The sequence below is a fragment of the Streptomyces sp. NPDC031100 genome, assembly GCF_055570785.1.
The window spans coordinates 779483-804875 of record NZ_JBVIGN010000002.1 but is presented as its reverse complement, the minus strand read 5'-3'; the positions used below and the strand labels follow the sequence as shown (position 1 = coordinate 804875).

The 25393-nt window shown below is 68.5% G+C and carries 19 protein-coding genes and 2 pseudogenes; 6 read left to right on the top strand and 15 right to left on the bottom strand.

The window, feature by feature from the left end; translation table 11 throughout:
* Window positions 1-711: 711 nt before the first annotated feature.
* Window positions 712-1613: pseudogene (locus ACZ5DS_RS07820) on the bottom strand (transposase).
* Window positions 1614-2315: 702 nt separating this feature from the next.
* On the opposite strand from ACZ5DS_RS07820, the gene ACZ5DS_RS07815 reads away from it, so the two are divergent.
* Window positions 2316-3383, top strand: coding sequence for a hypothetical protein (locus ACZ5DS_RS07815; RefSeq protein WP_468235016.1), 1068 nt, complete (start codon window positions 2316-2318; stop codon window positions 3381-3383).
* 166 nt (window positions 3384-3549) lie between these two features.
* On the opposite strand, the gene ACZ5DS_RS07810 is transcribed toward ACZ5DS_RS07815, so the two are convergent.
* The 3 genes from ACZ5DS_RS07810 to ACZ5DS_RS07800 all read right to left on the bottom strand — a co-directional run bounded on the left by ACZ5DS_RS07810 (window position 3550) and on the right by ACZ5DS_RS07800 (window position 9768).
* Window positions 3550-5988 carry a SpoIIE family protein phosphatase gene (locus ACZ5DS_RS07810; protein ID WP_468235015.1) on the bottom strand — a complete coding sequence of 813 codons (2439 nt, stop codon included), beginning with the start codon at window positions 5986-5988 and terminating at the stop codon, window positions 3550-3552.
* Window positions 5989-6054: 66 nt separating this feature from the next.
* Entirely contained in the window at window positions 6055-8517 is a 2463-nt protein-coding gene (locus ACZ5DS_RS07805; RefSeq protein WP_468235013.1) for a SpoIIE family protein phosphatase, read from the bottom strand.
* Between the two features lie 375 nt (window positions 8518-8892).
* The gene (locus ACZ5DS_RS07800; RefSeq protein ID WP_468235012.1) at window positions 8893-9768 is read right to left on the bottom strand and encodes a diacylglycerol/lipid kinase family protein; all 876 of its coding nucleotides are present in this window, start codon (window positions 9766-9768) and stop codon (window positions 8893-8895) included.
* A 274-nt stretch (window positions 9769-10042) separates the two neighbouring features.
* Here ACZ5DS_RS07800 and ACZ5DS_RS07795 point away from each other — a divergent pair, with 274 nt between their 5' ends.
* A complete protein-coding gene (locus ACZ5DS_RS07795) occupies window positions 10043-11146 on the top strand; it encodes an AI-2E family transporter (protein WP_468235011.1) in 1104 nt (367 codons plus the stop codon).
* Between the two features lie 359 nt (window positions 11147-11505).
* Here ACZ5DS_RS07795 and ACZ5DS_RS07790 read toward each other — a convergent pair whose 3' ends face one another.
* From ACZ5DS_RS07790 to ACZ5DS_RS07765, 6 genes and pseudogenes are all read right to left on the bottom strand, one after another.
* Window positions 11506-12183: an HdeD family acid-resistance protein gene (locus ACZ5DS_RS07790; protein ID WP_450987019.1), complete on the bottom strand. Its 678-nt coding sequence runs from the start codon at window positions 12181-12183 to the stop codon at window positions 11506-11508.
* 222 nt (window positions 12184-12405) lie between these two features.
* Window positions 12406-13449 carry an NAD(P)-dependent alcohol dehydrogenase gene (locus ACZ5DS_RS07785; RefSeq protein WP_468235009.1) on the bottom strand — a complete coding sequence of 348 codons (1044 nt, stop codon included), beginning with the start codon at window positions 13447-13449 and terminating at the stop codon, window positions 12406-12408.
* Window positions 13450-13473: 24 nt separating this feature from the next.
* On the bottom strand, window positions 13474-13824 hold the full coding sequence (locus ACZ5DS_RS07780; protein WP_468235127.1) for a cytochrome P450: 351 nt from the start codon (window positions 13822-13824) through the stop codon (window positions 13474-13476).
* Window positions 13803-14423 (bottom strand): annotated as a pseudogene (locus tag ACZ5DS_RS07775) (cytochrome P450); the annotation flags it as partial. The pseudogene ACZ5DS_RS07775 and the gene ACZ5DS_RS07780, both read right to left, overlap by 22 nt.
* Before the next feature lie 371 nt (window positions 14424-14794).
* Complete coding sequence (locus ACZ5DS_RS07770) at window positions 14795-16198, bottom strand: NAD(P)/FAD-dependent oxidoreductase (RefSeq protein WP_468235008.1); 1404 nt, start codon at window positions 16196-16198, stop codon at window positions 14795-14797.
* The gene (locus tag ACZ5DS_RS07765) at window positions 16195-16413 is read right to left on the bottom strand and encodes a ferredoxin (RefSeq protein ID WP_225835830.1); all 219 of its coding nucleotides are present in this window, start codon (window positions 16411-16413) and stop codon (window positions 16195-16197) included. The genes ACZ5DS_RS07770 and ACZ5DS_RS07765 overlap by 4 nt, the downstream gene beginning before the upstream one ends.
* A 690-nt stretch (window positions 16414-17103) precedes the next feature.
* Between ACZ5DS_RS07765 and ACZ5DS_RS07760 the strand changes: the two genes are divergently transcribed.
* The 4 genes from ACZ5DS_RS07760 to ACZ5DS_RS07745 all read left to right on the top strand — a co-directional run bounded on the left by ACZ5DS_RS07760 (window position 17104) and on the right by ACZ5DS_RS07745 (window position 19534).
* Window positions 17104-17517 carry a hypothetical protein gene (locus ACZ5DS_RS07760; RefSeq protein WP_468235006.1) on the top strand — a complete coding sequence of 138 codons (414 nt, stop codon included), beginning with the start codon at window positions 17104-17106 and terminating at the stop codon, window positions 17515-17517.
* Window positions 17518-17761: 244 nt separating this feature from the next.
* Complete coding sequence (locus ACZ5DS_RS07755) at window positions 17762-18184, top strand: SsgA family sporulation/cell division regulator (RefSeq protein ID WP_468235005.1); 423 nt, start codon at window positions 17762-17764, stop codon at window positions 18182-18184.
* A gap of 40 nt (window positions 18185-18224) precedes the next feature.
* The gene (locus ACZ5DS_RS07750; protein WP_468235004.1) at window positions 18225-18554 is read left to right on the top strand and encodes an NIPSNAP family protein; all 330 of its coding nucleotides are present in this window, start codon (window positions 18225-18227) and stop codon (window positions 18552-18554) included.
* Window positions 18555-19144: 590 nt separating this feature from the next.
* A complete protein-coding gene (locus tag ACZ5DS_RS07745; protein ID WP_468235002.1) occupies window positions 19145-19534 on the top strand; it encodes an SsgA family sporulation/cell division regulator in 390 nt (129 codons plus the stop codon).
* Between the two features lie 380 nt (window positions 19535-19914).
* Here ACZ5DS_RS07745 and ACZ5DS_RS07740 read toward each other — a convergent pair whose 3' ends face one another.
* From ACZ5DS_RS07740 to ACZ5DS_RS07720, 5 genes are all read right to left on the bottom strand, one after another.
* On the bottom strand, window positions 19915-20262 hold the full coding sequence (locus ACZ5DS_RS07740; RefSeq protein ID WP_468235001.1) for a hypothetical protein: 348 nt from the start codon (window positions 20260-20262) through the stop codon (window positions 19915-19917).
* 22 nt (window positions 20263-20284) lie between these two features.
* Complete coding sequence (locus tag ACZ5DS_RS07735) at window positions 20285-21352, bottom strand: S1 family peptidase (RefSeq protein ID WP_468235000.1); 1068 nt, start codon at window positions 21350-21352, stop codon at window positions 20285-20287.
* A gap of 640 nt (window positions 21353-21992) precedes the next feature.
* Complete coding sequence (locus ACZ5DS_RS07730; protein WP_468234999.1) at window positions 21993-22589, bottom strand: TetR/AcrR family transcriptional regulator; 597 nt, start codon at window positions 22587-22589, stop codon at window positions 21993-21995.
* 120 nt (window positions 22590-22709) lie between these two features.
* Window positions 22710-24218 (bottom strand): MFS transporter, encoded by a 1509-nt coding sequence (locus ACZ5DS_RS07725; protein WP_468235125.1) that lies wholly within the window; start codon window positions 24216-24218, stop codon window positions 22710-22712.
* A gap of 399 nt (window positions 24219-24617) precedes the next feature.
* Window positions 24618-25271, bottom strand: coding sequence for a TetR/AcrR family transcriptional regulator (locus ACZ5DS_RS07720; protein ID WP_468234997.1), 654 nt, complete (start codon window positions 25269-25271; stop codon window positions 24618-24620).
* Window positions 25272-25393: the final 122 nt, after the last annotated feature.

The following is a 25393-nucleotide window of genomic DNA, read 5'->3' as shown; positions in this document are numbered from 1 at the left end:
CGTGCCCGGTCAGGACTAGACAGAGGGTGCCGTCTGCAGATCGGGCCACCGGAAAGCGCGGCGGACTAGCGCAAGATCAAAAGAACCCCTGAGCCATTTGGATTCTCTGTCTAAATTCCAGTCATCGTTTCCCTGTGACAACCGTGGCGGCGTAGATACAGGGAGGGCCTCGCCGATGAACGGGCCGTCAGATCAACGGACTGCACTGCTCATGCTCGTTGGTTGCGGCACCGAGTACGTCGCCTTCGAGCACCCGTCGTTTGGCACCGCCATCATCGTCGGTGTTGCCGTAGTGCTGGCCCAGTGCCCCGTTTCGCGCGACGTCGCTACAGCCACGCGCGCCTCGCAGCCCGGAACAGCGAACCGGAGCAGAGCAAACCTCATCGACTACCGCTTAACCCGGGACCATCCTGAACGCCCGAGACCCCCGCCGGAACGAGCCGACAGGGGTCCACGTCAGTCACCGCAGTCACATGCGTGTCACCAACAGGGTCGACGCAGTTGCACCACAAGGTGCTGACCAGGCCAAACGCTCCCGCCCTGGACCACACGGACGCCAGAAGACGGTTCCGCCTACCTGTGCCATGTGGTACCCAGTGAGGGACCCAGGATCAGGACCGGAGCGTCTTCTGGCCCGTCAAAGCGGTATTGCAGGGTGTTCGGGGGTGTCTCACTCACGCCCCAGACCCTCTCATGTCTCACGGACTGCCCCTATGACGGGGGTTGCGACTGCACAGGTCTGATCAGGTGAAAGGCCTCCCGGGCCGCGTAGCGCTTGAGGCTGCGGACTATCTCGCGCCGGGTCTTCCCCTCCCTGCTGCGGCGTTCGTAGCACTCCTGGGTGCGCGGGTCGACGCGCAGGCGGGTCTGCACGATCCGGTGCAGGGCCGCGTTCGCTTGCCGGTCGCCGCCCCGGTTGAGGCGGCGGTAGTGCCGACTGCCCGAGGAACGCTCGACGGGGCTGACCCCGCACAGCGCCGCGAAGGACGCCTCACTGCCCAGGCGTTCCGGGTTGTCCCCGATCGTGATCAGCAAAGTGACGGCCGTGTCCGGACCGAGGCCCACCACCTCGAGCAGATGCGGAGCGTGGGATTCCACCAGCCGGGTCAGGCGGCCTTGAAGGTCCTGGATCTCTTCGCTGAGCTGCCTGATGCGCCGGGCCAGGAGACACAGGGTCACGTGGGTGGCGTGAAGCACAGCTCCCTCGCCGGCCTCGTCGTTCAGGCTGTCTTCGACGAGCCCTGCGCAGGTGCGGAAGAGCTCTGCGTTGCCCAGCCCGGTCAGTTCCTCCCTCAGCTGCGGATCGGCCCGGATGAGGACGGCCTTGAGCTGGTTGATCGCCTGGGTGCGGGCCTTGACCGCCGAATCCTTGGCCAGCTTGTACATCCGGGCGATCTCCACCGGCCCGTCGCACCAGTACCCGACGCCCTGGCCCACCCCAGCAGGTCTCGGTATCCAGCCGCGCTGGCCGGGAACTCCTCGGTGCCGATCACTTCCCCCACCAGGGAGAGCACAGCAGCCACATGGGCATCCCGGTGCGTGTCCACTCCCAGGACCACCTCCCCCCTCGGCCGGCGCCGACGAGGACGCGAAGCGGAGGGTGTGCCGATCACGCTCGTTCCCTTTCAGGCCGACGGCTTATCGCTAGCCGGCACCGGGCCGTGCGGACGGTCAGAATCGTGATGACGCCTGTCCGGCAAGCCCCTATCGAGACACGCCCGGTCAGCCCGAGACCAGCAACGCACCGCCCCCGCCGGTGGTCGACACAGTGTGAGCAGGACACTTCCGGTCAGGCATCTCAGGAGTCAGACCTCACCGCAGGACAGCACCCACCTACTGTTCTCCCTCTATCCGGCTTGCAGCCACGTCAGCTCGCTCGTTCGGACGAATTGAGTCGAAGCACCGGTCGCCTACCAACGGAACTGGCACCATGCCGCCGTCGTACGTCACTGCGAGTCGAAGGCGGGCCATTGGAACGGCGGGTCAATGAGCGGCAGCTCTCGGTGTTGCAGTGGGTAGGCGCCGGGTGCCCTGCCGGCGTATGGGAGACCAGCTCCTACAAGACCACCTGTCAGGCACTGCACCACCGGGGCCTGGTGACGGTCTCCCGGAAGGCCGGGCAGTGGAGCGTCGCCCTGACAAGTGCAGGCCGGCACTACCTAGCGCACGGCGCGTACCCTCCCCGCGGATCACGTCAGCGGAAGACTCAGGCCGCCGCTCCACGACCCCAGTCCACCCGAGGGCAGGCGACTCCGGCCGCCGGGCGAAAGCCAGACCCTCCCTCACAGCCTCATGTGACGTTCACGGAGCAGCTGTTGCAGGAGCTCGCGGAGTCCGACGGCAGGATCGTCAAGAGCGGCAGCGGTCCCGACTTGGAGAAGTGGCCGTCCCGCGTCGCCGCCGCACGCAGATCCGGAAGGATTCCGCAGACGAAGGAGCTGTACGGAAGCTGGTGCCGTGACGGGTACGAGATCAAGCTCGTCGACATCCCCGCCTGGCGTCTTGACGTCCTCGAACCCGTCCCCGTGCCGTCGCGGCTCACTCGGCCGCACGCCGTTATCCGGGCCATGCAGAACGAACGCCTGCCGCTCGGCCTGACCAAGCCCGTCCAAGGACGCGCTCTCCGGCTCATCCAGGCACTGATCACCACCGCCGAGGCCGAAGGACACACCTGCGCGGCCGGGCAGACCGGCTTCGCACCCCCGTCTCATCGCCGCCGCAGGGCAAATCCCCACTTCACCATCACCGCACAGGGCCAGCCAGTGGGGTTTCTCGTCCTCCAGGAGCAGGACCGGGCCGAGCACGTCGCCACCGAGAAGGAACTCGCCGAGGCCGAGAAGCACTCCTGGGTCAGAATTCCCCGCTTCGACTACACCCCATCCGAGCGTCTCCGCTTCATCGTCAGCGGCGGCCAGCCACACCGGGCGGGCGAATGGGCCGACGCTCCCGGTCGCCCCCTCGAACAGCAGCTCGCCGAGATCGCACAGGAGGTCACACTTCGCGGCGAAGCCGCCGAACGCAGACGTCAGGACGAGGCCGAAGCGGCACGCCAGAAGCGCATCCGCTGGGAAGCCGCCATGGAACAAGCCCGCATCCAGTACGCGGAGGCGTACCGCGTCACGCACCTTGAAACCCAGGAAGCGGCATGGCGCCACGCCACGCGACTGACCGACTACGTGAGCGCGGTACGCACACGAGTCGAGGCCATGCCACCAGGGCAGACCAGAACCGAAGCCGAAGCATGGATCAGCTGGGCAGCAGCCACCGTGGACCGCCTCGACCCACTGAACACACCGCCCCGGCTGCCCGACATTCCCAACCCACAGGCCGACGACCTGAAACCCTTCCTCGGGCACTGGAGCCCCTACGGCCCCACCTGCTGAACGCCCGCTCCGCCAAACGTTCGGCCCGCCGAACTACGGCGGCAGCGCGCCTGCCACCGCAATCAGCGGAGCGGGGAACCCAGCCGAATTCTCTTCAAGTTCCGGCAAACCGCTCTCGGGAGGTCACGTTCCGTCAGAAAGAGCAAAAGATGGCCACAGGGCGTGATCAGTGGGCGCGCGCGATGGGCTGTTCGGACCAGATGGTCTTGTGGTTCTGGCCGTGGCGGCAGCCCCAGCGCTCGGCGAGTTGGGCAACGAGGAACAGTCCGCGTCCACCCTCGTCGGTGGTGCGAGCGCGGCGCAGACGGGGTTGGGCGGTGTTGGAGTCGGTGACCTCGCAGACCAGAACGCGGTGGCGGATCAGTCGCAGCTCCGCCGGCGGACGACCGTAGCGGATCGCGTTGGTGACCAGTTCGCTGACGATGAGTTCGGTGGGGAAGAGGAGGTCGTCCAGCCCCCACGCGGTGAGTTGGCAGGTCGCCCATGCCCGAGCGTCCGAGACAGCAGCCGGATCAGCCGGTATCTGCCAGCGAGCGGTGTCCTCGGCCGGTACGGCGCGGGTGCGTGCCAGCAGCAGGGTCGCGTCGTCACGTGGTGCTTCGTCCACCAGATGGTCGAGGAGGGTCCTGCCGGTCTCCTCCAGCGCGCGGTCCGGGCGGCAGGAGGTGGCAAGGGCATCGGTCAGCCGCTGGAGCCCGTCACAGACGTCGTGTGTGGCTTGCTGGACCAGGCCGTCGGTGTAGAGCACGAGGACGCTGCCCGGCTCGAGGTCGATCGTGGTCGTCTCGTACGGCATGCCGCAGACGGCGAGGGGCGGCCCCGGGAGTATGCCGACGGCTTCGGCACTCCCGTCGGGCCGCACGAGCACCGGCGGCGGGTGCCCGGCACTGGCCATGGCGCAGCGTCGGGTGACCGGGTCGTAGACCGCGTACAGACAGGTGGCGCCCATGACGTCGTGGTCGCCAGGGGGTGCTTCCGCCGCGAGGCGCTGGACCAGGTCAGCGAGACGCGTGAGCAACTCGTCCGGCTCCAGTTCGAGGTCGGCGAGGGTCTGGATGGCAGCGCGCAGACGGCCCATGGTGGCACTGGCGGGTATGCCGCGGCCGATCACGTCTCCGGCGACGAGGGCCAGCCGGAGAGCGGGCAGGGGTATGGCGTCGTACCAGTCGCCGCTGGTGCCGCCCCCACGGTTTGTGGGCAGGTAGACGCCGGCGGTCTCGGCTGCCGGAGTGTCGGTCGTGGCCGGGGGAAGGAGTCTTTGCTGCAGGGCCATGGCCGCTCTGTGCTCGCGCGTGTAGCGGCGGGCGTTGTCGATGGCGAGTGCTCCCCGTGAGGCGATCTGCCTCATGAGATCCACCTCGTCCGCGGTGAACGGTTCGGACGGACCGGTGCGCCAGACCACGATCGCTCCGAGGGTGAGGCCGCGGGCGTGCAGCGGTGCCACCATCACCGCGTGGGTGTCGTGCGGGAGGAATTGCCCGACCGGATGTGGGCCGTCGATCAGGGCGAGGTAGTCGTCCCGGCCGTAGACGACCGTCTCGCCGTGCTGGAAGCGGCGCAGGAGGGGGTGGTCGGACAGGGATGGGACGAGGTTTCCGCGCTGGATGCCGGGCGGCCAGTCCGCGGTGGCCGGCGCCAGGGCAGCGTTGCGCAGATGCGGATCTCCGCCACCCAGCCGCTCTGCGGGTTCGTCACCGTCGAAGACGGCGTCCGCAAGTTCGACTGCTGCGAGATCACCGAAGGTGGGTACAAGGGCGTCCGCGAGATCCTGGGCGGTCCGCACGACATCCAGGGAGCCCCCCACCCGCTCGGCGACCGCGTGGGCGAGATCCAGTTGTCGGCGGGCACGCAGTTGGTCGGTGTCGTCTGTGTACAGGGCTGCGACTCCTGCGGGGCGTCCTCGTGCGTCCTCCAGTCGGAAGGCGGACAGCGACAGCGCGTGCCGCCGCGCCGGATGGTGTCGCCAGCTCACTCGCTGGTTCCTGTGGATCAGCGGGACGCCCGTCTCGAGCACCTGCCGCAGTACCGCCTCGATGCTCTCGGCGTCTTCGGCGCACAGCACGTCGCTCAGTCGGGCGCCGGGCTGTATGGGACGGCCGTCGGGAGTGTCCGGCATGGCGTTCGTCTGCGCGGTGGTGAGATCCGTGTCGTGCAGGGCGATCGTGATCCGGTTCTGTGCGGACAGTGCGCGCAGGAGGGCTGCGCCGTGCCGGTGGTCGGCGACGTGAGGAGTGGGGGCTGCGAGCACGAGGAAGTTCGCCGAGCCGCTCACCCGTGTGGTCCGGAATGTGACGTCGATCGTGTTGCCGCACTGGTGACGCAGTCGTACCCGGCCGGTCGCCGGCACTTGGGCGGCCCTGCGCGGGTCGTGCGGGAGGTCGGCCACGAGCTCCCGCACGGGGCGGCCGTGGACCTCGTCGGCGCAGAACCCGGTCAGGTCCTGTGCTGTGCCGGTCCACCCCACCACCGTGCCCCGATCGTCGAGCACTGCCGCGGCCAGACCGTCGAAGGCGGGCGGCCGGCCGCCGGGGCCGGCGCCGAAGACGCTCGTCGCACCTCGAAAGGCGCCTGCCGGGTCGGCGTTTTCAACATCCGATGGGTCCATGTCTCTGGCTTTCATTACGAGTTCCGCGACTACGGCAGATGGGGGTCCTGTGGCGGCTGTCGGCGCTCAGCGGGCACCTGTTGGGGATGGCAGGTCCTGTTCGGCCCAGACGACCTTGCCGTCTGTTACGGAGCGGAAACCGCACCTGCGCGACAGCCGACCGACCAGGTGAAGGCCGCGGCCGTGCTCGTCGAGATTGCCGGGATGGCGGGAGCGTGGCTGACCGGTGTTGGTGTCGGAGACTTCGCAGGTAAGCACCCGGTGCTGGATGAGCCGTAGGCGGATCGGGCCGTCGCCGTGGCGGATCGCATTGGTGACCAGTTCACTGACGAGCGACTCCACGGCCGTCACCAGCGGCTCCAGACCCCATTCACGGAGTTGACGGGCGGCCAGACGCCGGGCCCTCGGAACGGTGACGAGTTCGTTCGGCAGATCCCAGGACGCGACTTGGGCGGGTGGCAGGGCGCGCGTCCGCGCAAGGAGCAGGGTGACGTCGTCGGCCGGTGCCTGCGCCGACAAGGTCTCCATCGCCCGCGAGCACAGGTCCTCCAGGGCGGCACCGGGCTGTGCCAGGGCGGCGCCCAGACGCCGCAGGCCGACGTCGATGTCCTCGCCGCGGGACTCCACCAGGCCGTCGGAGTAGAGGGCGAGCACGCTTCCTTCGGGCAGTTCCAGTTCCACGGACTCGAAAGGCACCAGGCCGAGACCGAGGCCCAGCGGGGCTCCGGCCGGCAGGTCGGGGACGGTGACCCCGCCCTGTGCGTCGACGACCAGGGGCGGCGGATGCCCGGCCCGTGCCAGCGTGCACCGTCGGGAGACCGGGTCGTAGACGGCGTACAGACAGGTGGCACCGACGACCGCGGGAACCCGGTCGGTGTCGTCGGCGTCCTCGTCGTTCAGTCGCCGGACCGTGTCGTCAAGGTGCGCCAGCAGTTCGTCCGGGGGCAGGTCGAGGTCGGCAAGCGTGCGCACGGCGGTGCGCAACCTGCCCATGGTCGCCGCGGCGTTGATGCCGTGTCCCACCACATCACCGACGACCAGGGCCACCCGGGCACCGGACAGCTCGATCACGTCGAACCAGTCGCCCCCCACACCGTGGTCCATGTCGGCGGGCACATAGCGCGAGGCGACCTCGACGGCGGCACCGCCCTGCACCCGGTGAGGGAGCAGGTCGCGTTGCAGCGCAAGAGCGGCGGTGCGCTCGCGCGCGTACTGGAGCGCGTTGTCCAAACAGAGCGCGGCCCTGGTGACCAGCTCCTCGGCGAGGAGCAGGTCGTCCTCCTGGAACGGCGTCTGTTCCGTGGAACGGCCGAACAGCGCCAGTCCCAGCACGCAGCGCCGGGCACGGATGGGTACGACCATCAAGGAGTGGACGCCGCTGTCGCGTACTTTCTGCGCCCGCACCGCGTCATGGTCGACCCATGGGCCGGAATGGGTGTCCAGCATCGGCTCCAGGTACGACCGTCCCGTGCGCATGGCGGCGAAGAACGGCGAGTCCGGGTGGGGGTGGACCACTTCTTCACGCACCCACGGCAACTCGAGGAGACCCAGGTCGACGGAGGCCAGACCGGCACGGCGCAACAGCTGCGGTCGGCCACTCGTCGTGCCGGTTCGTGCAGGCGGCTCGACGCCGAACGGAACGAACTCCACGAGATCGACCAGGGCGTGGTCGGCCAGCAGGGGCACGGTGAGCTCTGCCAGTTCCTGGGCGGTCTGCATCACGTCGAGGGTGCTGCCGATGTGCGTGCTGGCCTCGCTGAGGATGGCGAGGCGCTCGCGCGCCCGCTTGTTTCCGGTGACGTCCACGGTCATGGAGCACACGCCCAACGGGGTGCCGTCCGCGCCCTGGAGACAGAAGAAGGAGGCGGAGAACGCATGCTCACGGGGCCGGTCCGCAGGCGGCCACGCGCGGTACTCGTGCACCGTCGTCGTGCCGCTCTCCAGCACCTGTCGCATCACGACCTTGAGCGCTTCGGCCTCGACGGCGGGCAGTGAGTCCTTCAGACCGCGCCCGAAGCGTCGGTGACGAGGCACGCCGTCGTGCCGCTCCATGGCGTCGTTCGCCCAGACACAGCGCAGCTGCGCGTCATAAACGACGATGCCGATCGGGGCTCGGGCAAGGAGCGACTCCCGCACCGGTCCCCCGGTCGCCCCCGAGGACAGGGAGCCTATGTCCGTCACGGACGCCAGCCACCGGGTGTCGTCACCCTGTCCCCGTAGCAGCGAGACCCGCAGCGTCATCCTGAGCGTGTGGCCGTCGCGGTGGCCTATCGCGACGGTGCCGGACCAGCCGCCCCGCGCACGGCACTGCTCGGCGAACGCCAACGCCCTCCGGGCGTCCTCGGGAGGCGGCAGCACGTGTGCGGCGGACCGGCCCACCACCTCCCCGGCCGCATAACCGACGAGCTGCTGAGCGGCGTGCGTCCACCCCACGACGATGCCCTCGGCATCGATCATCGCTATCGCGGCATCGGGCACCTCGGGGAGGCTCACCGGCTCGGCGAGGAGGGTGTGGTCAATGTTGGTCATCGCGGTCCATCCCATCGGTGCGGAAGTGGGAGCGTCGGCCTGTGGTCCGGCGGCCCTGTGTGCAGCGGTGGTGAACGGCGATGTCCTGGTGAGCGGCACACGGTGCGGTATGTGTCATATCAGAGCAATTCGCCCTTTCTGATGAAATCATCAGATGTAACGGCTTGGACGTCAAGACCCTCATAGGTGATCGAAAAGTCAGATGCTGGGGCTCCAGGTCACGGCTTCGCAGGTGAACGGACGGGTAGCGGGTTCCGCCGAGCATGCGCGGTGGGTGGGAGCGGCTCCCCAAGGTTCAGACCACCCGCCGGATGGCGCGGCCCACCCTGGCGACCGCTCGGCAGGCTGGGCGCCGGGACGATGCCGGGGAACCCATTACCCGGAGTGCCCGAGGGCTGATGCGGCACCGCGCGGGAGTCGGCAGGCTGACGGCTCGCCGTCCAGCCCGGCGGGGAGGGCCGGGGCGGCGGCGTAGACGACGTCGTCGTCGGGCATGGCGAGACAGGTGAGGCCGTGCGGTTGTCCACTGCGCAGCCTCGCGGCCGTCTCGGCGGGCGTCTCTGCCCTGGCGGTCAGTACTCCCAGCAGGCCGGAATCCAGGTGCGCACGCCTGCCGAGCCCGGTCGGGTCATCCACTTGGTAAGGGTTGTTGCTCACCAGCACGGCATCCGGCCCGTCCACGGTGAGCGGCCCGGCGGGCGCCACCAGATCCGGGCCTTCGTGGCGGGCCGGGAATTCCGGAAGGATGCGCACTGCCGTGCCAAGCTTGTCGTCTCGATATGCCGGGTCCTGCACCAGGGCGGCATAAGCACCGAACGAGACGTTGTTGACGAACGCACGCTCGCCTGCGTACCCCAGATCCACGCGCACCTCGACGCCGTCCGTGAGGGCCTCCAGCGCGGCCGAGGGGTCCCCACGGTCCAGGCCGAGATCCATGGCGAAGTGGTTGCGGGTACCCGCCGGAATGACCACGAAGGGCAGGCCGCTCTCCGCGGCCACCTCGGGGACAAGCGCCTGTGTACCGTCTCCGCCCGCCACGCCCAGCAGATCCGCACCGTCGTCCACCGCACGTCGGGCGACCGTCGCCAGGTCCCGGAGCAGGGAATGATCGATCAGGAACACCTGGGCTCCGAGCGTGCGGGCGCGTTCCGCGATCCGGAACCGGCTCGCCTTCCCTCCCCCCGAACGCGGATTCACGATCAGCCGGGGCCGCCGCGCGCCTGTCGTCGGCCGCGACGCGTTCTCGCTCACGGCGCGTGCCCGAAAGCCGAGCCGCATGCATCAGCCCGGCGATGACACTTCCTTCGACAGTTACGGCCTGCGGCATCAGCTTGCAACTCGGCCTGGGGATCCGCACCTGGGATACGGCGGTGCCTCGTGCCCCAAAGCCGACCGTCTCCCCGGTTGAGAGTCCGACCGGGGCCCTTCTCCAGCGCCAGCCGCACCGAGGCGAGTACGCCCAGGACGTGACGGACGCGAAGAGATCTCCTCGTTTTCCCGTGACCGGGCTGGGCAGCCGATGCCCATGGCGACGCGTCCGGTTCCGGTGCGAACCATCCTCGCCACCATCGGCCTGGTGCTCGCCACCTACGTCGTACTCGAGCTGGTGGTCCAGGCTCGCCGGGTCCTGATCTGGGCGGTCATCGCGTTGTTCCTGGCCGTCTCACTTCATCCGGCGGTCGAAGCCCTGCAGCGACGGGCGCCGCGGTGCCGACGGTCGGTGGCCACCTTGCTGGTCTTCCTGGTTGCGGCCGCGGCCGTCGGCGCGGTGATCGCCCTGTTCGTCATCCCCCTGGCCCAGGAGGGAAGCCGGTTCGCCGGTCGCCTACCCGCGATGATCAGGGACGCCCAGGCCGGCCGCGGGCCAGTCGGCAACCTGCTGGAACGGACGCACGCTCTGCAGTATGTCCAGCACCATCAGGCGCAGATCCACGCGTTCGCCACCGGACTGAGCACGCCCGTCGCGAAGTTCCTCCGCGGTGCAGCGAGCACCGCGGCAGGCGCTCTCACCATTTTCGTGCCGGCCTATCTGATGGTGCTGGAGGGCCCCAAGGCCATAGACCGGTCCCTGGCCCTCGTGGACGAGGCGCCCGCGGCCCGCATACGCCGCGTCGGAGCCGCGTGCGCCCGTACCGTCAACGGCTATCTGACCGGGAACTTGCTGATCAGCGTCATCTGCGGGCTTCTGACCTACGTCGTGCTGCTGGTTTCCGGAGTGCCGTTCGCCGGCCTGCTGGCCCTCTTCGTCGCCGTGACCGACCTCATTCCCCTGGTGGGAGCCACCATAGGAGCTGTCGTCGCCTCCGCAGTGGCGTTCGTCCACTCCCTGCCGGCCGGCATCGGGGCCATCATCTTCTTCATCGTCTATCAGCAGGCCGAAAACCACCTCCTGCAACCGGTCATCCTGTCTCGGACGGTGAAACTCAACCCCCTCACCGTGCTGCTGGCCACCCTGATCGCCGCCGAAATCGCCGGGATACTCGGTGCCCTGCTGGCGATTCCCCTCACCGGCATCATCCAGGTCGTCCTCGGTGACATCTGGGCTCACCGCGGCGGTCGGCCACTGGGGCTGCCGACACGGGCAGACAACGGCCCCGAGACGGCCGACCGGTCCGACGCCCCCGGCTGACGGCCCCGTGGAAGCCGGCCGCCACAAGCGCAGCGAGGAGTTCGCCCGGGTCGACGGCTGCGCCTTTCCTCGTCAGGCGAAAGATCGTTGACAGGCCGGTCGGGGTTGCAGGCACAGCTTGAACGGACGGACCTGGCAGACAGCGAGGACCCGGGGTGAGAGCGGGTTGTTGATCGCCCTCGCCCGGTCAGTGTTCGAGCGGGACCTGGACGTCGGACTGACCGAATACCTCGGCTGCCGCCTGCGTCGCCATCACAGCCGCGCCGAGATGCGCGTGAAGGACCGCTCGCCGGCCGACGGCCAGCGGAGGTGGCGGGATGTCGCCGCTCGCCGGCGTCCGGTCGATCCGGCTTCGCCGGTCAGTGCTGGGGGTGCGGACGTGCGTGGAACAGGGGGCGCCGCTGAGGGGCCGTGCCGGCAGCCAGACGGCCGATCTCGACGCGTGTCCTGATGGCACGGACCACTTCGGTCAGACCGACGACGATGGCCATGACGCCCACGACCAGCGTGAGTGTCGCGATGGAGGCGAACGGCATGACGATCATCACGATGCCGGCCATGGTGCCGATGATGCCGAAGGCCACGTGCCAGCCGCGCGCCGGCATGGTCTGATCGGAGGCCGCCGCAACCGTCTCCAACGTGCCCCGAAGCAGCCAGCTGAAGCCGATCCACAGGGCGAGCAGAAAGACCGACTCGAGGGGGCCCCGGAAGCAGACCAGTCCCAACAGGACGGAGGCCGCGCCGGTGATGAAGTGCAGTACGCGAAGATGCCGGGGGACGTGGGTGCCGAAGGCGGCGGCGAGTTGGAAGGCACCGGTGGCCAGCAGGTAGACGCCGAAGAGCACGCCGACGACGCGGAGCGTCTCGCCCGGCCAGACCAGGGCGATGACGCCCAGGGCGATGGTGGCGAGGCCCATGGTGAGCAGGATCTGCCAGCCCATGTTCGCCAGAGCGGTGATGCCTTCGACCGCAGGACCTTCTTGTGGTTCGGTGCCACGTGGCGGAACGGAACCGGAGGAATCGGAAGGAGATGTCATGGCACCTACCTCCTTCTGTAAGCAGCGTGGTCACGTCACTACATGTCCATCGTCACCCGATCAGCCTCATGTCGCTCGGCGGAAAGGGCAGGGGACCGTGGCGCATGAGGTGTTCCGGGCAAGCTCCTCCGTCCTGCGGGAGCCGGGGTGCGTATCCGCCGGACCGTCCGATGCCGGCGGCCAGGCACAGTCGTGGTGTCCCGTTCGCGTGAACGACGGGATTCACGCGTAGGGGGTGATGACGGCACGTCCTTGGATCCTGCCGTCGTGCAGGAGCTGGTAAGCCTCGTTCGCGCGTTGCAGGGGGAAGTACTCGACCAGCACCTTGATCTTTTCCTGCTGGGCAAGCGTGATCACATCCATCAGTTCGGTGAGGGAGCCCCAGTAGGGCGAGACGACCGAGCACTCGTGCGGCGGGCTGGAGAAGTCGACGGGCAGGGCTCCGCCGCCGAGTCCGACAATGGTCAGGTGCCCGAGCACCCTGGCCACCCGGGCAGCCATTCGCAGGGTCGCGTCCGTGCCCACCATGTCCAGCACGAGCTGAGCGCCCTGCTGCTCCGTCATGTCCCTGATGCGCGCGATCGCCTCGTCGCCCGAGAGCAGAGCCTCCTCGGCGCCCAAGCGCTGGGCGGTCTCCAGCTTGCCGGCGTCGGTGTCCACGGCGACGACGGTGGTCGCCGCGCTGAGCGCGCGCAGGATCTGAATGGTCATCTGGCCCAGACCGCCGGCCCCGATCACGACCGCGGTCGAGCCCGGTCCCAGCAGGTGCAGCGACCGCTTCACAGCGTGATAGCTGGTCAGTCCGGCGTCGCTGAGCGGGGCGGCCTGGCGGGGATCGAGGGTGCCGAGCGGAATCAGGTAGCGCGCCGCCGGGACCAGCAGGTACTCGGCCATGCCGCCGTCGTGTCCACCGCGCAGGCCCGGTCCCTCACCCGCGCGCTTCTGGCAGTAGTTCTCCTGGCCTTGACGGCAGCTTGGGCAGATGCCACAACCCCAGGAGCCGTAGACGATCACAGGGTCCCCGGGCTGGAACCCGGTGACGCCCGGTCCCAGCCGCTCCACCCATCCCGCGTTCTCATGGCCGAGCGTGAAGGGCGGATCCGTGAAGCCGGGTAGCGGTGCAGGTGCCTGCATGATGTGCAGATCGGAGTGACAGGCACCGGCACCTGCGACCTTCACCAGGACCTGGCCCGCGCCGGGCTCGGGCACCGGCACCTCGCGCAGTTCGGGCGGCCGCCGCCAACCGACGAGTTGAAAAGCCCGCATAGCGATCCTTCACGCGCACACTGGTCAGTCGCGGATGCCGTCGAAGTCGACCAGGACGTGACGCGGGCCGCGGAATATCTGGTTGTGCCGGTACGGCGGCGGGTCCTCGACGAGCCGGGGGTTCTGCACCCGGCGGACGAACTCACCGACCGCAATCTGGACCTCGAGTCGCGCGAGCGGGGCGCCGAAGCAGAAGTGGATGCCCTGGCTGAATCCGAGGTGCTGGTTGTCGGGGCGTTCGAGGTCGAGTGCGTCGGGGTCGGTGAACCGTTCCGGGTCGCGGTGGCCGAGCCATACGCCAGGAAGATCGGCGCCCCCTTCGGGATGGTGGTGCCGGCGATGTCGATGTCTTCCACGGCGGAGCGGGTGTGCCAGAACTGCACCGACGACTCGAAGCGCAGCAGTTCCTCCACCCCCGGCACGATCAGGTCGGGCCGGCGCCGCAGCGTCTCCAGCGCGTCGGGGTGGCGCAGCAGGGTGAGCACGCTGTGGGCGATGAGATTGACCGTGGTCTCGTGTCCCGCGAAGATCAGGAGCAGGGCGTTGCTCGCGAGCACACCCTTGGACATCTGTCCCTCCGGGCCGTCCTCGTTCACCAAGGCTGAGAGCATGCCCGGGCCGGGCTGTTGGGCGTACCTGTCGAGCAGCTCACCGGCGAACTGCCCGAACTCCCGCACGGCATCACGGCCCCCGGCCTGCCTGCTCCGTATCTCTTCGGAGGCGGCCTCGGGGCCGAAGTCCAAAGCGTCCAGAGCCGTTTCGATCCACTGGTGGAAGCGCGGCTCGTCCTCCAGCGGCACGCCCAGCACCTTGCAGATCACCGTCACCGGCAGGGGGTAGGCGAAGTCGTCCACGGCATCGATCCGGGTCTTGCCCCTCATGTCGTCCAGGAGGCCGCCGACGATGCGGCGGATCTCGGGCTCCAGGTCGGATATCAGGTGAGGCGCGTGGGGCGGGCCGGCGAAGTGCGGCATCATCATCCGGCGGTCCCGATCGTGCTCGGGCGGATCGCAGGTGATGATGTTCGGCTCGGTCAGCGCTTCCCTGATCGGCTCGGCCACCGGCTCCGCCGAGCCCTCTGCCTGGGTCACGGCCGGGACGGGACATTTCCTTGGATCCGAACTGACCCGGGGATCGTGCAGCAGCGCGACGATCTCCCGGTAGGTGCTGACGACATAGGTGCCGTCCGGCTGCCGCGCCACCGGTTGCTTGCGGAGTTCCTCGTAGAACGGGTACGGGTTGGCGCGGTTGGCGTAGCGGAGGGCCTGCTGCCAGGGGGTTTCCTCGACCACGAGACTTCACTCCTTCTCCAGTCGATGCTGTCCGCCTTGCCCCGGCGAGCGCGTCAGTGGCGGCGCGGCCGGAACTCGGCCGTCCGCTCACTCGGGGCGTGTCCGGTCAGGACGACGTCGGGGATCGCAGTCGGGACCCTTGGGTCCGGGAACTCGGCCGGCATCGGTTTCGTGTCGGCGGGCTGGTCCCAGCCCGCCGGTGGAGGCGGGAATGGCCCTGATTGCTCGATCAACTTCCCGTAGTACTCCAGCCACTTGCCGTGATCGAAGGTGACGGCGGCGACGATGCGGCCCCGGTGACCGTAGGCCGCGGCGAAACGGCGCTCCTCGACCGATCCTTGAGTGAAGACGATCTCGTCACCGAAAGGCGGCACGCCGACGGACTTGATGTTCACGCCGAACTGACCGGACCAGAAGCCGGGCAGCAGCAGATGCGGACGATAGTGGGGCTCCAGGTTCACCATGTTGTGCGCCGCTACCTCCGCACCGAGAACAGCGTTGTCCCAGTGCTCCATCGCCAGGAACTGGTACTCGTAGAGCACATGCGGCGCACGCGCCACGTCCCCTGCCACGTAGATGCTGTCGGTGACCACACCGTTGATGTCGAAGGCGCGGCCACCGGCATCGCACCCGACACCCCAGAAACCGGCCGCCAGCCCCGAGCCCTCCAGCCATTCCACGTTCCGGATCGACCCCAGCGAGGCCACCACCACATCGGCGTCGACAGTGGTGCCGTCGGACAGGTGCGCCCGCCGCACATGCCCTTCGGAGTCGCCCTCCAGCGACGACACGCCCAGCCCGCAGCGCAGGTCAACACCGTGATCACGCTGCATCTGCGCGGCTATCTCCCCGATCACCCCGCCCAGCGCGCCGACCAGCGGCGCCGAACCCCGCTCGACGACGGCCACCGGGATGCCGAGCTCCCGGCAGACGGAGGCCACTTCCGAGCCGATGAACCCGGCGCCGATGACCAGGACCCGCGACGGCGGCTCGGCCAGCTCCTTCTGCAGCTGCGCGGCATCATCACGCGAGCGGATCGTGTGGACCCCCTGCAGTGCGGCCTCGGCCGGGTTCGGCCACTGTCGTGCGCGGGTGCCCGTCGCGATCAGCAACCGGTCGTACGGCACCTGCTCGCCGTCGGCCAGGCGCACCTGCTTGGTGACCCGGTCCAGCCCAACGGCGGCCACCCCGAGCCGCCAGTCCGCATCCACTTCTCGCATGCGGGGCAGCTTGGTGTGGTCGGCCGGCACCCAGCCCTTGAGGACCTGCTTGGACAGCGGGGGACGGTCGTAGGGCTCGTACGGCTCGTCCCCGATGATGGTCAGGGAACCGGTGAAGCCCTCCTCGCGCAGGGTCTCCGCGGCCCGCAGCCCGGCCAGGGAGGCACCCACGATGACGATCCGGCCGCTGGCCCGAAACTCCCGCACCAGCTCCGCGACCGTTGCCCGCAGAGTCATGGCGCCTCGCCCCGCTTCGCGCCGTCCAAGCGGTCGATCACGATCGCCTGCACCGGGCACGCCGCAGCGGCTCGCTCGACCTGCAGGCGCCGCTCGTCGTCGGGGTTCGGCTCATAGGTGAGCGCCTCCTGGCCGTTCAACCTGAAGACCTCGTGCGCCAGATACACGCATTGCGCGTATCCCTGGCACCGATTCAGGTCCACGACGATCCGCATGGGCAGACTCCTTCCGCTCTGCCTCCGCCCCACGGCGACCATCGACCCGGTCATGCAGCCTCGATCATGAAGCCCAGGGCCGGTTTCTCAAGCCTCCCGTCAGGCGACGGGGCCGGATACCCCACCCGCCGCCCCGGTCAGGCCACCGAATGAGCGGGTTCGGTCCAGTTCGCTGCGCCGCTTCCTTCACGGTGACGCTTGTCGGCTGTGAACGTGAGCGTGGGCGTAACCAGAAGGGGGCGCTGCATCGACGGTGTCGGCATCAGGGTGTGCCCCGGTCATCACGCCCTAAAAAAATACTCGTCCCGCCTTCCGGCGATCGCAAACCCGCCTCTGCGGCGAACTGATGCATCCGTGACTTCGAGCCCTCAACTCCCCGGGCTGAGGCGATCTTCGGGCCACTGAAGCCACCGATCACCAGGGCACACCGCCGCGGCCAAGGGGAGGAAGGCCGGCGTGCCGAGGGGACGGCGACGGACAGCTCGCGCTGAAGAGCGACATCTGCTGGCGCTTGTGCCAGCCGGTCAACGGTTACCTTCGTCACTTCGACATTTCCATACAACGTATGGTAACAATGAAAACGCGCTTCCATACGACGTATGGAACTGCTCGCTCGGACCACACCGGGCTTCACACATCACCTGACAGAAACGCCGTTGGCGCAGATCACCCCCTGGGGAAGGAAAGATCATGAACAAGCTTGCGAAGCGCATCGCCCTCACTGTCTCCTCCGTCGCGGTTGCCGGTGCCGCCGTCCTCGGTGCCGGTGGCACCGCTTCGGCCGCGCCCCTTGCGTCCACGCACACCCAGCACCCGACCGACGGGGCCGTGGCCGCTGATTACAGCTGGGACCACGGTGTCGGCTACCTGCTCGAGCGGGGCTACTCCTGCGACGAGACCCGCGGCTGGCACCAGGACCGCCACGGCACCGATTCGACCCGGCACGACTGCGACGGGCTCTACTACCGCGATGGCCACTTCTACCGCTGGGAGGGCGAGGGACACGGCTGGACGTCCGACAGGTCCTACCGCCACGACGGGAACCGCTGCGAGCACGACGGCGGGGGCAGGCACCACCACGACCTGAGCCGCGACGACCGGTGAGACGGGTATCGGCCATGCGCGCAAGCAGTCCCCCTCGGCCCTGTCCCTGCCGACGGCGGAGATCCATCTGGCGGTCCGGGGGCGGCGTCCCCGACTGCCGGCCGAGTGAGTGCAGCGCCACCCATCATGCGGTGCGCCGGTGCCGTCCGGCGCCCGCGCCCTGCTGTACCGCCTCCGCCCGCGCTGCCTCTTCGCCACAGGCCGGAGTGAGGCACCGCCGAGCCATACCCAGGAGCGGAAGCCGATGAAGAAGTCCTTGAGAGCCGTAGAACGGCGGGTGACCGTGCAACTGGTCGTCTCGCACGTCGACTCGTTGCCCCTCTGCGTACGTCTGCGCTATGAGCCCGCTGATCCCTATGTCGTCCGTGCCGCCTTCTTCGTCGACTGTGACGAGCCGGTCGAATGGATCCTGGGGCGGGATCTTCTGGCTGACGGGCTGGAGGGTTCCGCAGGCCACGCGGACGTCCGGATCCGGTCGGCCGCAGGGCGGGGTGACGAGTCGATCTACATCGCCCTCGGGTCTGCCGCAGGCACCGCCTTGCTCGAGGTCCCCGTGCAGGACATCTCGTCCTTCCTTCAGGACACCCAGGCTCTGGTGCCACGGGGTACCGAGTCCGGACTCATCGACTGGGATGCCGAACTGGCACACCTCCTCCCCCAAGGCTGACCGCCCACCATCCATGCTCAGAAGTAAAGGAACCAGTGTCATGTCCCAGTACCAGCTTCGCGTCTACACCCTGCGCAGCTCCGACTCGCTCGCCGCCTACGAGAAGATCTGGGCCCAGCACATTCCCGGTATGGCCAAGCACCGGATCACCACCCACGGCGTCTGGACGGTGCCCGCGGCGCCCGGAAGCGACACTCCCCGGCTGTACGCCCTCGTTTCCTACAAGGACGCCGACGACGTACAGGAGCGGCTGGAGGCATACCTGTCGAGTCCTGAATTCCGCGCGGACATGGAGGGCTTCGACATCAGCCAGATCGTCGGCCTCGACGAGACCCTCCTGACTCCCACCGTGGACTCACCCTTGCGCTGACGGTCGGCCTGCGACGAGTGACGCGGCCAGAAGGGCCGGTATCCGGCGGCCCTGCGATGGTGGTTCCGGTGTCGTCGATGACGACCCACCAGTGGTGGCCCTTGCTGGCATCGATAACGACCCATGAGCAGGGCACCTGTGTGGTCATGTGCGTCTCCTCGGACTCGGACAGCGTGCCGTTCCGGTCCAAGGACGGCTCTGCACTGCGTGACCGGGCCCCGGCAACCAAGGCCGGCGTCGAGGTGGGGACGGCGACGAGTCGGTTCACTACAACCACGACCGGTACAGCGTCGATCGCTGAGGCCAAGGGCGCCCTTTGTCCGGCAACCACCGTTGGCCACATCTCCGTGATGGCCCCGGCCGGCAGTGGCCTCGCCTGCTCCCGTCGGCCGGGCGCCCTCGCGACGGCACGAAGAACTGCTCCTGCGGGTGTCCTCGTGCCGACCGCCACCGGTCCTCGCAGTAACCGCGTCTCTGTACAGCCCCTTTGAATCCGACGACAGCCCTTCCGATGACCCTCCCCGAATGACTCGAAGCACCAGGAGTAAGACCCAATGAAGTCATTGAGAACTGTGATCCAGGGGCTACCTGTGAAGCTTGTTGGCGTGCATGCGACGTCCTTGCCCGTGATCATGAATCTGCGGTACGAGCCGAGTGATCCCTATGTAGTCCATGCCGCATTCACCACCGAGGTCTACAGCGACGAGCCGGTGGAATGGATCATCGGGCGCGATTTGCTGATCGACGGCCTGGAGGGCCCTGCCGGCGAGGGAGACGTTCGCATATGGCCCACCGGCGAGGAGGGCTGCCGCGACTTGTACATCCTTCTCAACCCGCCGTCCGGTACGGCCCTGCTCAAGGCCCCAGCGCAGGAATTCAAGGCGTTCCTGCAGGAAACGGAGGCAGTGGTGCCCCGGGGGGCCGAGCTCGGCCACAGCGAATGCGACCGCTTGCTGGCGCACTTCCTCGCCGAAAGGTGAGTCCTGTCAGGGTGCGACCTGAGGCAGGCACACGGACGTCTGCGCCTCGGTGTTCACCGCCATGATGAGTGGCTGTCCGCAGTCGTGGCGTCGAGGCGGCCGGGCCGAAGCCGGCCTCGGTCAGGATGTTCGCGCGACTCCGCGGCCGACCCGCCCCGGTGAGACCAGCCGCCACGCGGCACCCCGCTACCTGCGTCGCGTCGCCCACCTTCCCGCGCTCCGTAGCTCGCCGCTCATCGGCAGGCTCTGCCGCAGGGACGCACCTGAAGGCGTTTACGTGGTCGTGGTGCGACCTGCAGCGGAAGTCTGTCGGCGGTCTTCGAAAGCTGGTTCTGGATCACTTTCCGTGCCATGGCCACGCAGGGTCACCGCAACCGCGATCATGAACGGCCGTGGGTCATGTGCTCCTCCAAGACCTGTGGTTTCACCAGGTCGAAGGTGTCCTGATCGAAAACGTCGTGGCCAGCGAGGAGTCGGTGGTCGTGCGGGGCCGCGGTGTTGGCGAAGTACTGCGAGATCAGGTACGCGGGCTCAGGCGCGATCGAGCCGTCCTGCAGATCGCTGCCGTCGTCCCCGTCGTCCCAGGCCCAGGGCGTGTGCGCGGCGTTGTCCTCACCGTTGCCGCCCGCGAACGTCCCCCAGGAGGCGTAGGGCGGGTTGGCCGAACGGCGCACCCACAGGCCGCGTGTGACCGCCGCCTTCCGGGCGGCGGTCACGTGCGTCGTCAACGCTCGGGAGAGGGAGGAGGACCTAGTACACGCTGACGCCGTACGCGCTCAGCGCCTCGGTCACCGGCTGGAAGAAGGTCGTACCGCCGGAGGTGCAGTCGCCGCTGCCGCCGGAAGTCAGACCGATCGCCTTGGTGCCGTCGAACAGCGAACCGCCGGAGTCGCCGGGCTCGGCGCAGACGTTGGTCTGGATGAGGCCGTAGACGACGTCGCCGCCACCGTAGTTGACCGTGGCGTTGAGGGCTTGGACGGTCCCGCCGTGCACGCCGGTGGTGGAACCGCTGCGCTTGACCGACTCGCCGACGTAGGCGTTGGCGGCGGACGTGATGTCCTGGCTGGTGCCGTTGTAGAGGTTGACGGTGCCGGGGTGGCTGACGCCGGTGTTGTCGTAGCGGACGATGCCGTAGTCGTTGGTGGGGAAGCTGGAGTCGATGGTCGGGCCTACGTAGGTGCTCAGGCCGGAGTTGGTGTACCAGTTCGGGTAACCGTCGGTGCAGTGACCGGCGGTCAGGAAGTAGTAGGCGCCGCTGCTGCTCCGGACGTTGAAACCGACGGAGCAGCGCCAGCCGGCGTCGGCGTAGATGGCGGTGCCGCCGTTGAGCAGCTTCCTGAAGGTGCCGCTGACTCGTTTGACGGTGACCGCGTCGCCGTAGGAGGCGGTGGCGGACTTGAGCTCGGCAAGGTCGGCGCGCGAGACGTTGCTGTCGGCGCTCACCACGAGTTTGTTGCTCCTGGGGTCGACGACCCAGGCGGTGCCGGGGATGTCGGCAGCCTTGGTGGCGGCGCCGGCCTTGGCCAGCTGCGCTGAGCTGTGGGTGACGAGCCTCGGCACGGCACCGGCCTCGCGGACGGCCTCCGCGGCCTTCCGCGTGGTGACGTTGACCACCACGGACTTGGTCTCGGCGTCGTAGTACGAGCCGGCCGTCGAGGTGGTGCCGAGGGTCTTGGTGAGCGTGGCCGCGGCCTCGGGCGAGGCCTTGGCCGAGGGGGCGGCCTGGGCGGTGGGCGTGGTGAGCGACACCGCGAGGAGCCCGGACGCCAAGGCGATCAGCCCGGAGCGTCTGGCGGTGCGGAGGGTCTTGACCTTCACTCGTTCCTCCTGGGTGGGGACAGGGGAGACCCGTCAGGGCGGCACACGAGCCCTCGCGGACAGCGTGTCCCTGACAAGTTCCGGACGGGAGTATTCCGTGCCCCGCGTTCGGCGAACAAGAAGCCGGGGGCAGAATTTACGCGCGTAACATGTTGGTACGTGCCTGCCGGTCGAAGCGGCAAATCAACTGCTACCGCCAGTAATTGAGGCACAGTCAGGAAACCGTCGGAGAGCTGCGCCGCGTACACGGCGAGTCCGAGGAACTGGCTCTCGGTGGCCTGTGGCGGCGACGACCGGGGTCAGGGGCGGGCCACGGTACCGTGTGCTCGTTTTCGGTCGTTGGCGTCGACTGTCGAATGCGCAGCCGGCCCCCACAGGCCATCGCGGCGCTCTGATCTCACGCCTTTTCGAAGTCCACCGACAGAAGTCTGGCCGCCGTTTGTCCGCTTCGCGCTCGCCCCGCAAGCCCGCTGGTGGACGACGGCCGAGTTGCCTACACCGTCCAGGCGAGCAGAGCATCGGCAAACATGGTCGGCGAAGCCGCTGCGGAAGCAAGGCGTAACCCGCTGCGAAGAATTGAAGGGCGGAGACCTTGTCGGACGGATGGCCTGGCTTGCTTCGCGGCCGCAAGCCGCTACACCTAGGACCAACCCCGCAAAGCGGCGTCCACGACGGCGTTCACGGTGTCGCGCCCCAGGTGGTTCCCGACGAAGAAACGCCCGAAGAACAGCGGCCCGGCGGTGGCCATGCCGAATGTCTCGGGGGTGACGTCGGGCCGGAGCTGGCCGCGCTCGACGGCTGTGGTAACCGCGGGACGCAGGGCGTCGGCGATCTGGTTCAGCAGTGACTCCCGGAGGCGGCGCATACCTTCGTCGTGCCGTGAGCCCCCGAGGACCACGGCAAGGACGGCCCCCGATTGCTCGTCGTCCCAACGCTCGGCGAGCACGTTCAGACGGAAAATGAGCTCCGCTCGCGGATCGTTGCCCGAAGCGGCCCGAAGCTCCTCGGGTACCGGAGGGAGAGGGGGCATGCCGGCCTCCAGCGCGGCCAGGCGGAGGTCGAGAAGGCTCGGCCAGTGCCGGTAGACGGTTGCCCTGCCGACGCCGGCACGAGTCGCAACCGTTTGATGTGTCACGGCCTCCAGCCCACCTTCCGTGAGCAACGCGGTGGCCGCCGCGACCATGGCCTCGCGACTGCGCAATAGACGCGGATCTGTTCGATCTTCCACCTGGTACACCTTCCGCTGGTAGAACTCGAGTCGCTGCCCCTATGGGGCATCCATTGAGCAGGGGAGGGGAGCCGCGAAGACCCTGTTCGCCCCTCTCGAAGGTGGGCCCTCAAGGCGCTGCTTGTCCCGCTACATGTGCACGACGGATGCAGCGTTCTCGTTCTGCTGGGGCACGCCACGGCGGTACAGCAGCACGGTCACCACCAGACCCACCACGAAGACGGCCGCCGACCACCAGTACGCGGTGGAGTAACCCTCGAGACCGGCCTGCGCCAGGACGCCGGGGTCCTTGGGGTCACGGCCGGAGAGGTAGTTGGTGGCGGCGTCGGAGGCCATCGTGCTGAGCAGGGCGACGCCGATGGAACCGCCGACCTGCTGGACGGTGTTGACGGCGGCGGACGCGACCCCTGCGTCGGCCGCGGCCACGCCGGAGGTGGCCAGGCTCATGGCGGGCGCGATGACCGTGCCCAGCCCGATGCCGACGAGCACCAGCTGCGGCAGTACTTGTGTCACGTATTCGCTGTTCAGGTCCAGCGTGGTCATCCAGATCAGCCCAGCGGCCGCAATGGCCATGCCCAGCGGTACCACCGGCTTCGGTCCTATGCGCGCCACCAGGACGTTGTTGGCCACGGCGGAGGCGGACGACGAGGCCACGATCAGGGGCAGGAAGGCGAAGCCGGTGTTCAGAGCGCTGTAACCGAGGCTCTGCTGCAGGTAGTAGGTCAGGAACAGGAACACGCCGAACATGCCCGCGCCGGTGACGAAGAGGGCGGCGAAGGAGGCGCCGCGGTCACGGTCCAGCAAGACCCGCAGGGGCAGCAACGGATACGCCGCCCTGCTCTGCCACCACACGAAGACAGTCACCAGTACGGCGCCGGCCGCCAGCATGCCCCAGGTCGCAACCGAACCCCAGCCGTGCGTCTCGGCATTCGAGAACCCGTAGACCAGGCAGAACAGGCCGGTGGAGACCAGAAGGGCGCCGAGGACATCGAGCTTCGAGGACGTGTCGCGCGGCGTGCGGTGCAGCAGAACCGCGCCACCGACGAACGCCACCCCCGCGAAGACCACGTTGACGTACATGGTCCAGCGCCAGTCCAGGTACTGGGTCAGCACCCCACCGAGGATCAGGCCGATGGCTCCGCCGGCACCGGCGACCGAGCCCGCCACGGTGAAGGCCTTCGCCCGCTCGCGCGGATCGGTGAAGGTGGTCATCAGGAGCGACAGCGCGGACGGTGCCAGCAGGGCGGCGAACAGGCCCTGAACTGCGCGCGCGATGACGAGCATGGCAAAACCGTTCGCCGCGCCTCCCACCATGGAAGCGGCCGCGAAGCCGGCCAGACCCACCAGGAACGTCACCTTCTGCCCGACCAGGTCCGCGACCCGGCCACCCAGCAGCAGCAAGCTGCCGAAGGCCAGCGCATAGGCGGTCACCACCCACTGCCGGTCGGCGCCCGAGAAGCCCAGGTCGTGCTGGGCGGACGGCAGGGCGATGTTCACGATGGTGCCGTCGAGGACACCCATCAGCATCGACAGGGAAATGACCAACAGAATCCACCAGCGACGCCGGTGCGACAGGTCGGGCCCATTCTCAGGTGTGGTCTCGGCGCCGCAAGCAGCGACGGTGGCGTTCTGGGATATGGGGGCAGCCCTCCGGACAGCGGATGGGGGATGGAGGAAGAGAGAAAAGAAGGGATCGAGAGATCGGGTAGGGCTCATCCGGTACGGGGCGCCACTTCGCGCTCACGGGCGGGAGCACTCGGCGGCGTAGCCGCCTCGGTGAACGCGGGTGATTCAGCTCGACGAGGCCGACGGTCTCCCCCTCCAGGAGGGAGACCAGGAACAAGCCAACGACCATGGTCATTTCACGGTTCAGCGTCGGCATACGGCTGCCGTGTAGAGGCTGGATGTGGAACCACCCCGCCGGGCGGTCTCACCCGATGTGACGGGGGGCTCCCGTGTGTCGCAGCCTGAGATCGCCCGACTGCGGGGCGCGCCTCAGGCGGCAGTGCCTGGGCGCAGCGCCTCAGGATGACTGGCTCAGAGGTCGGCGCCCCGGCCGTCCGGATCGCCGGCGAGCCGGCTTTCCAGGCCCGTGATCAGCGTGTCCATCACGAGGCGGAACATGTGGTCCTGGTCAGGGCCTTCAGGGGCCGCACTCGTAGAGCCAGGGTGTGCGTCCGCGGCCCCGTCTTCGTCGGCTTCAGGGCCGTGGGGCTTGAGGGTCGACCACTGGTGGAGAGCGCCGTTGAGTTCGGCGGCGAGGACACCGACGACGACGGCGGCGATCAGCGCGGCGATCTCCGGGGCCTTCGACCGCGGTACCCCGGCGGCCGCCACGATCGCGGTGAGCGCGGTCCAGAACGGGTCGTCGGGCTGGATGAAGTCCGGCTGGTGGCTGAACGAGTAGGCCATCAGCTTGGGGTGACGGTGCGCCAGGGTCCGGAAGTCCGTGGCGAGCAGGCGGATCCGCTCCTGCCAGGGCGCGTCCTCCAGTGTCACGGTGCGGAACTGGGCGCCGACCATTCTCGTCACGCCACGCAGCACGGCTTCCTTGTTCGGCACGTGGTGGTACAGCGACATCGGATTCGCGTCGAGCTCGGTGGCGAGTTTGCGCATGGTGAGCGCCTCGACACCGTCCGCGTCGATGAGCCGCAGGGCGACGGCGTAGATCCCGGCCTCGGTCAGAGGCACGTCTCTCTTCCTCGTTCCCCGCGGAGGACGTCTCACCTTCTTTTCCATACCTCGTACGGTACCAGTTCCGTACGCAGTATGGAAATGAGCCTCATCACGGTCCCACCTGGAGTCCCGGGGTT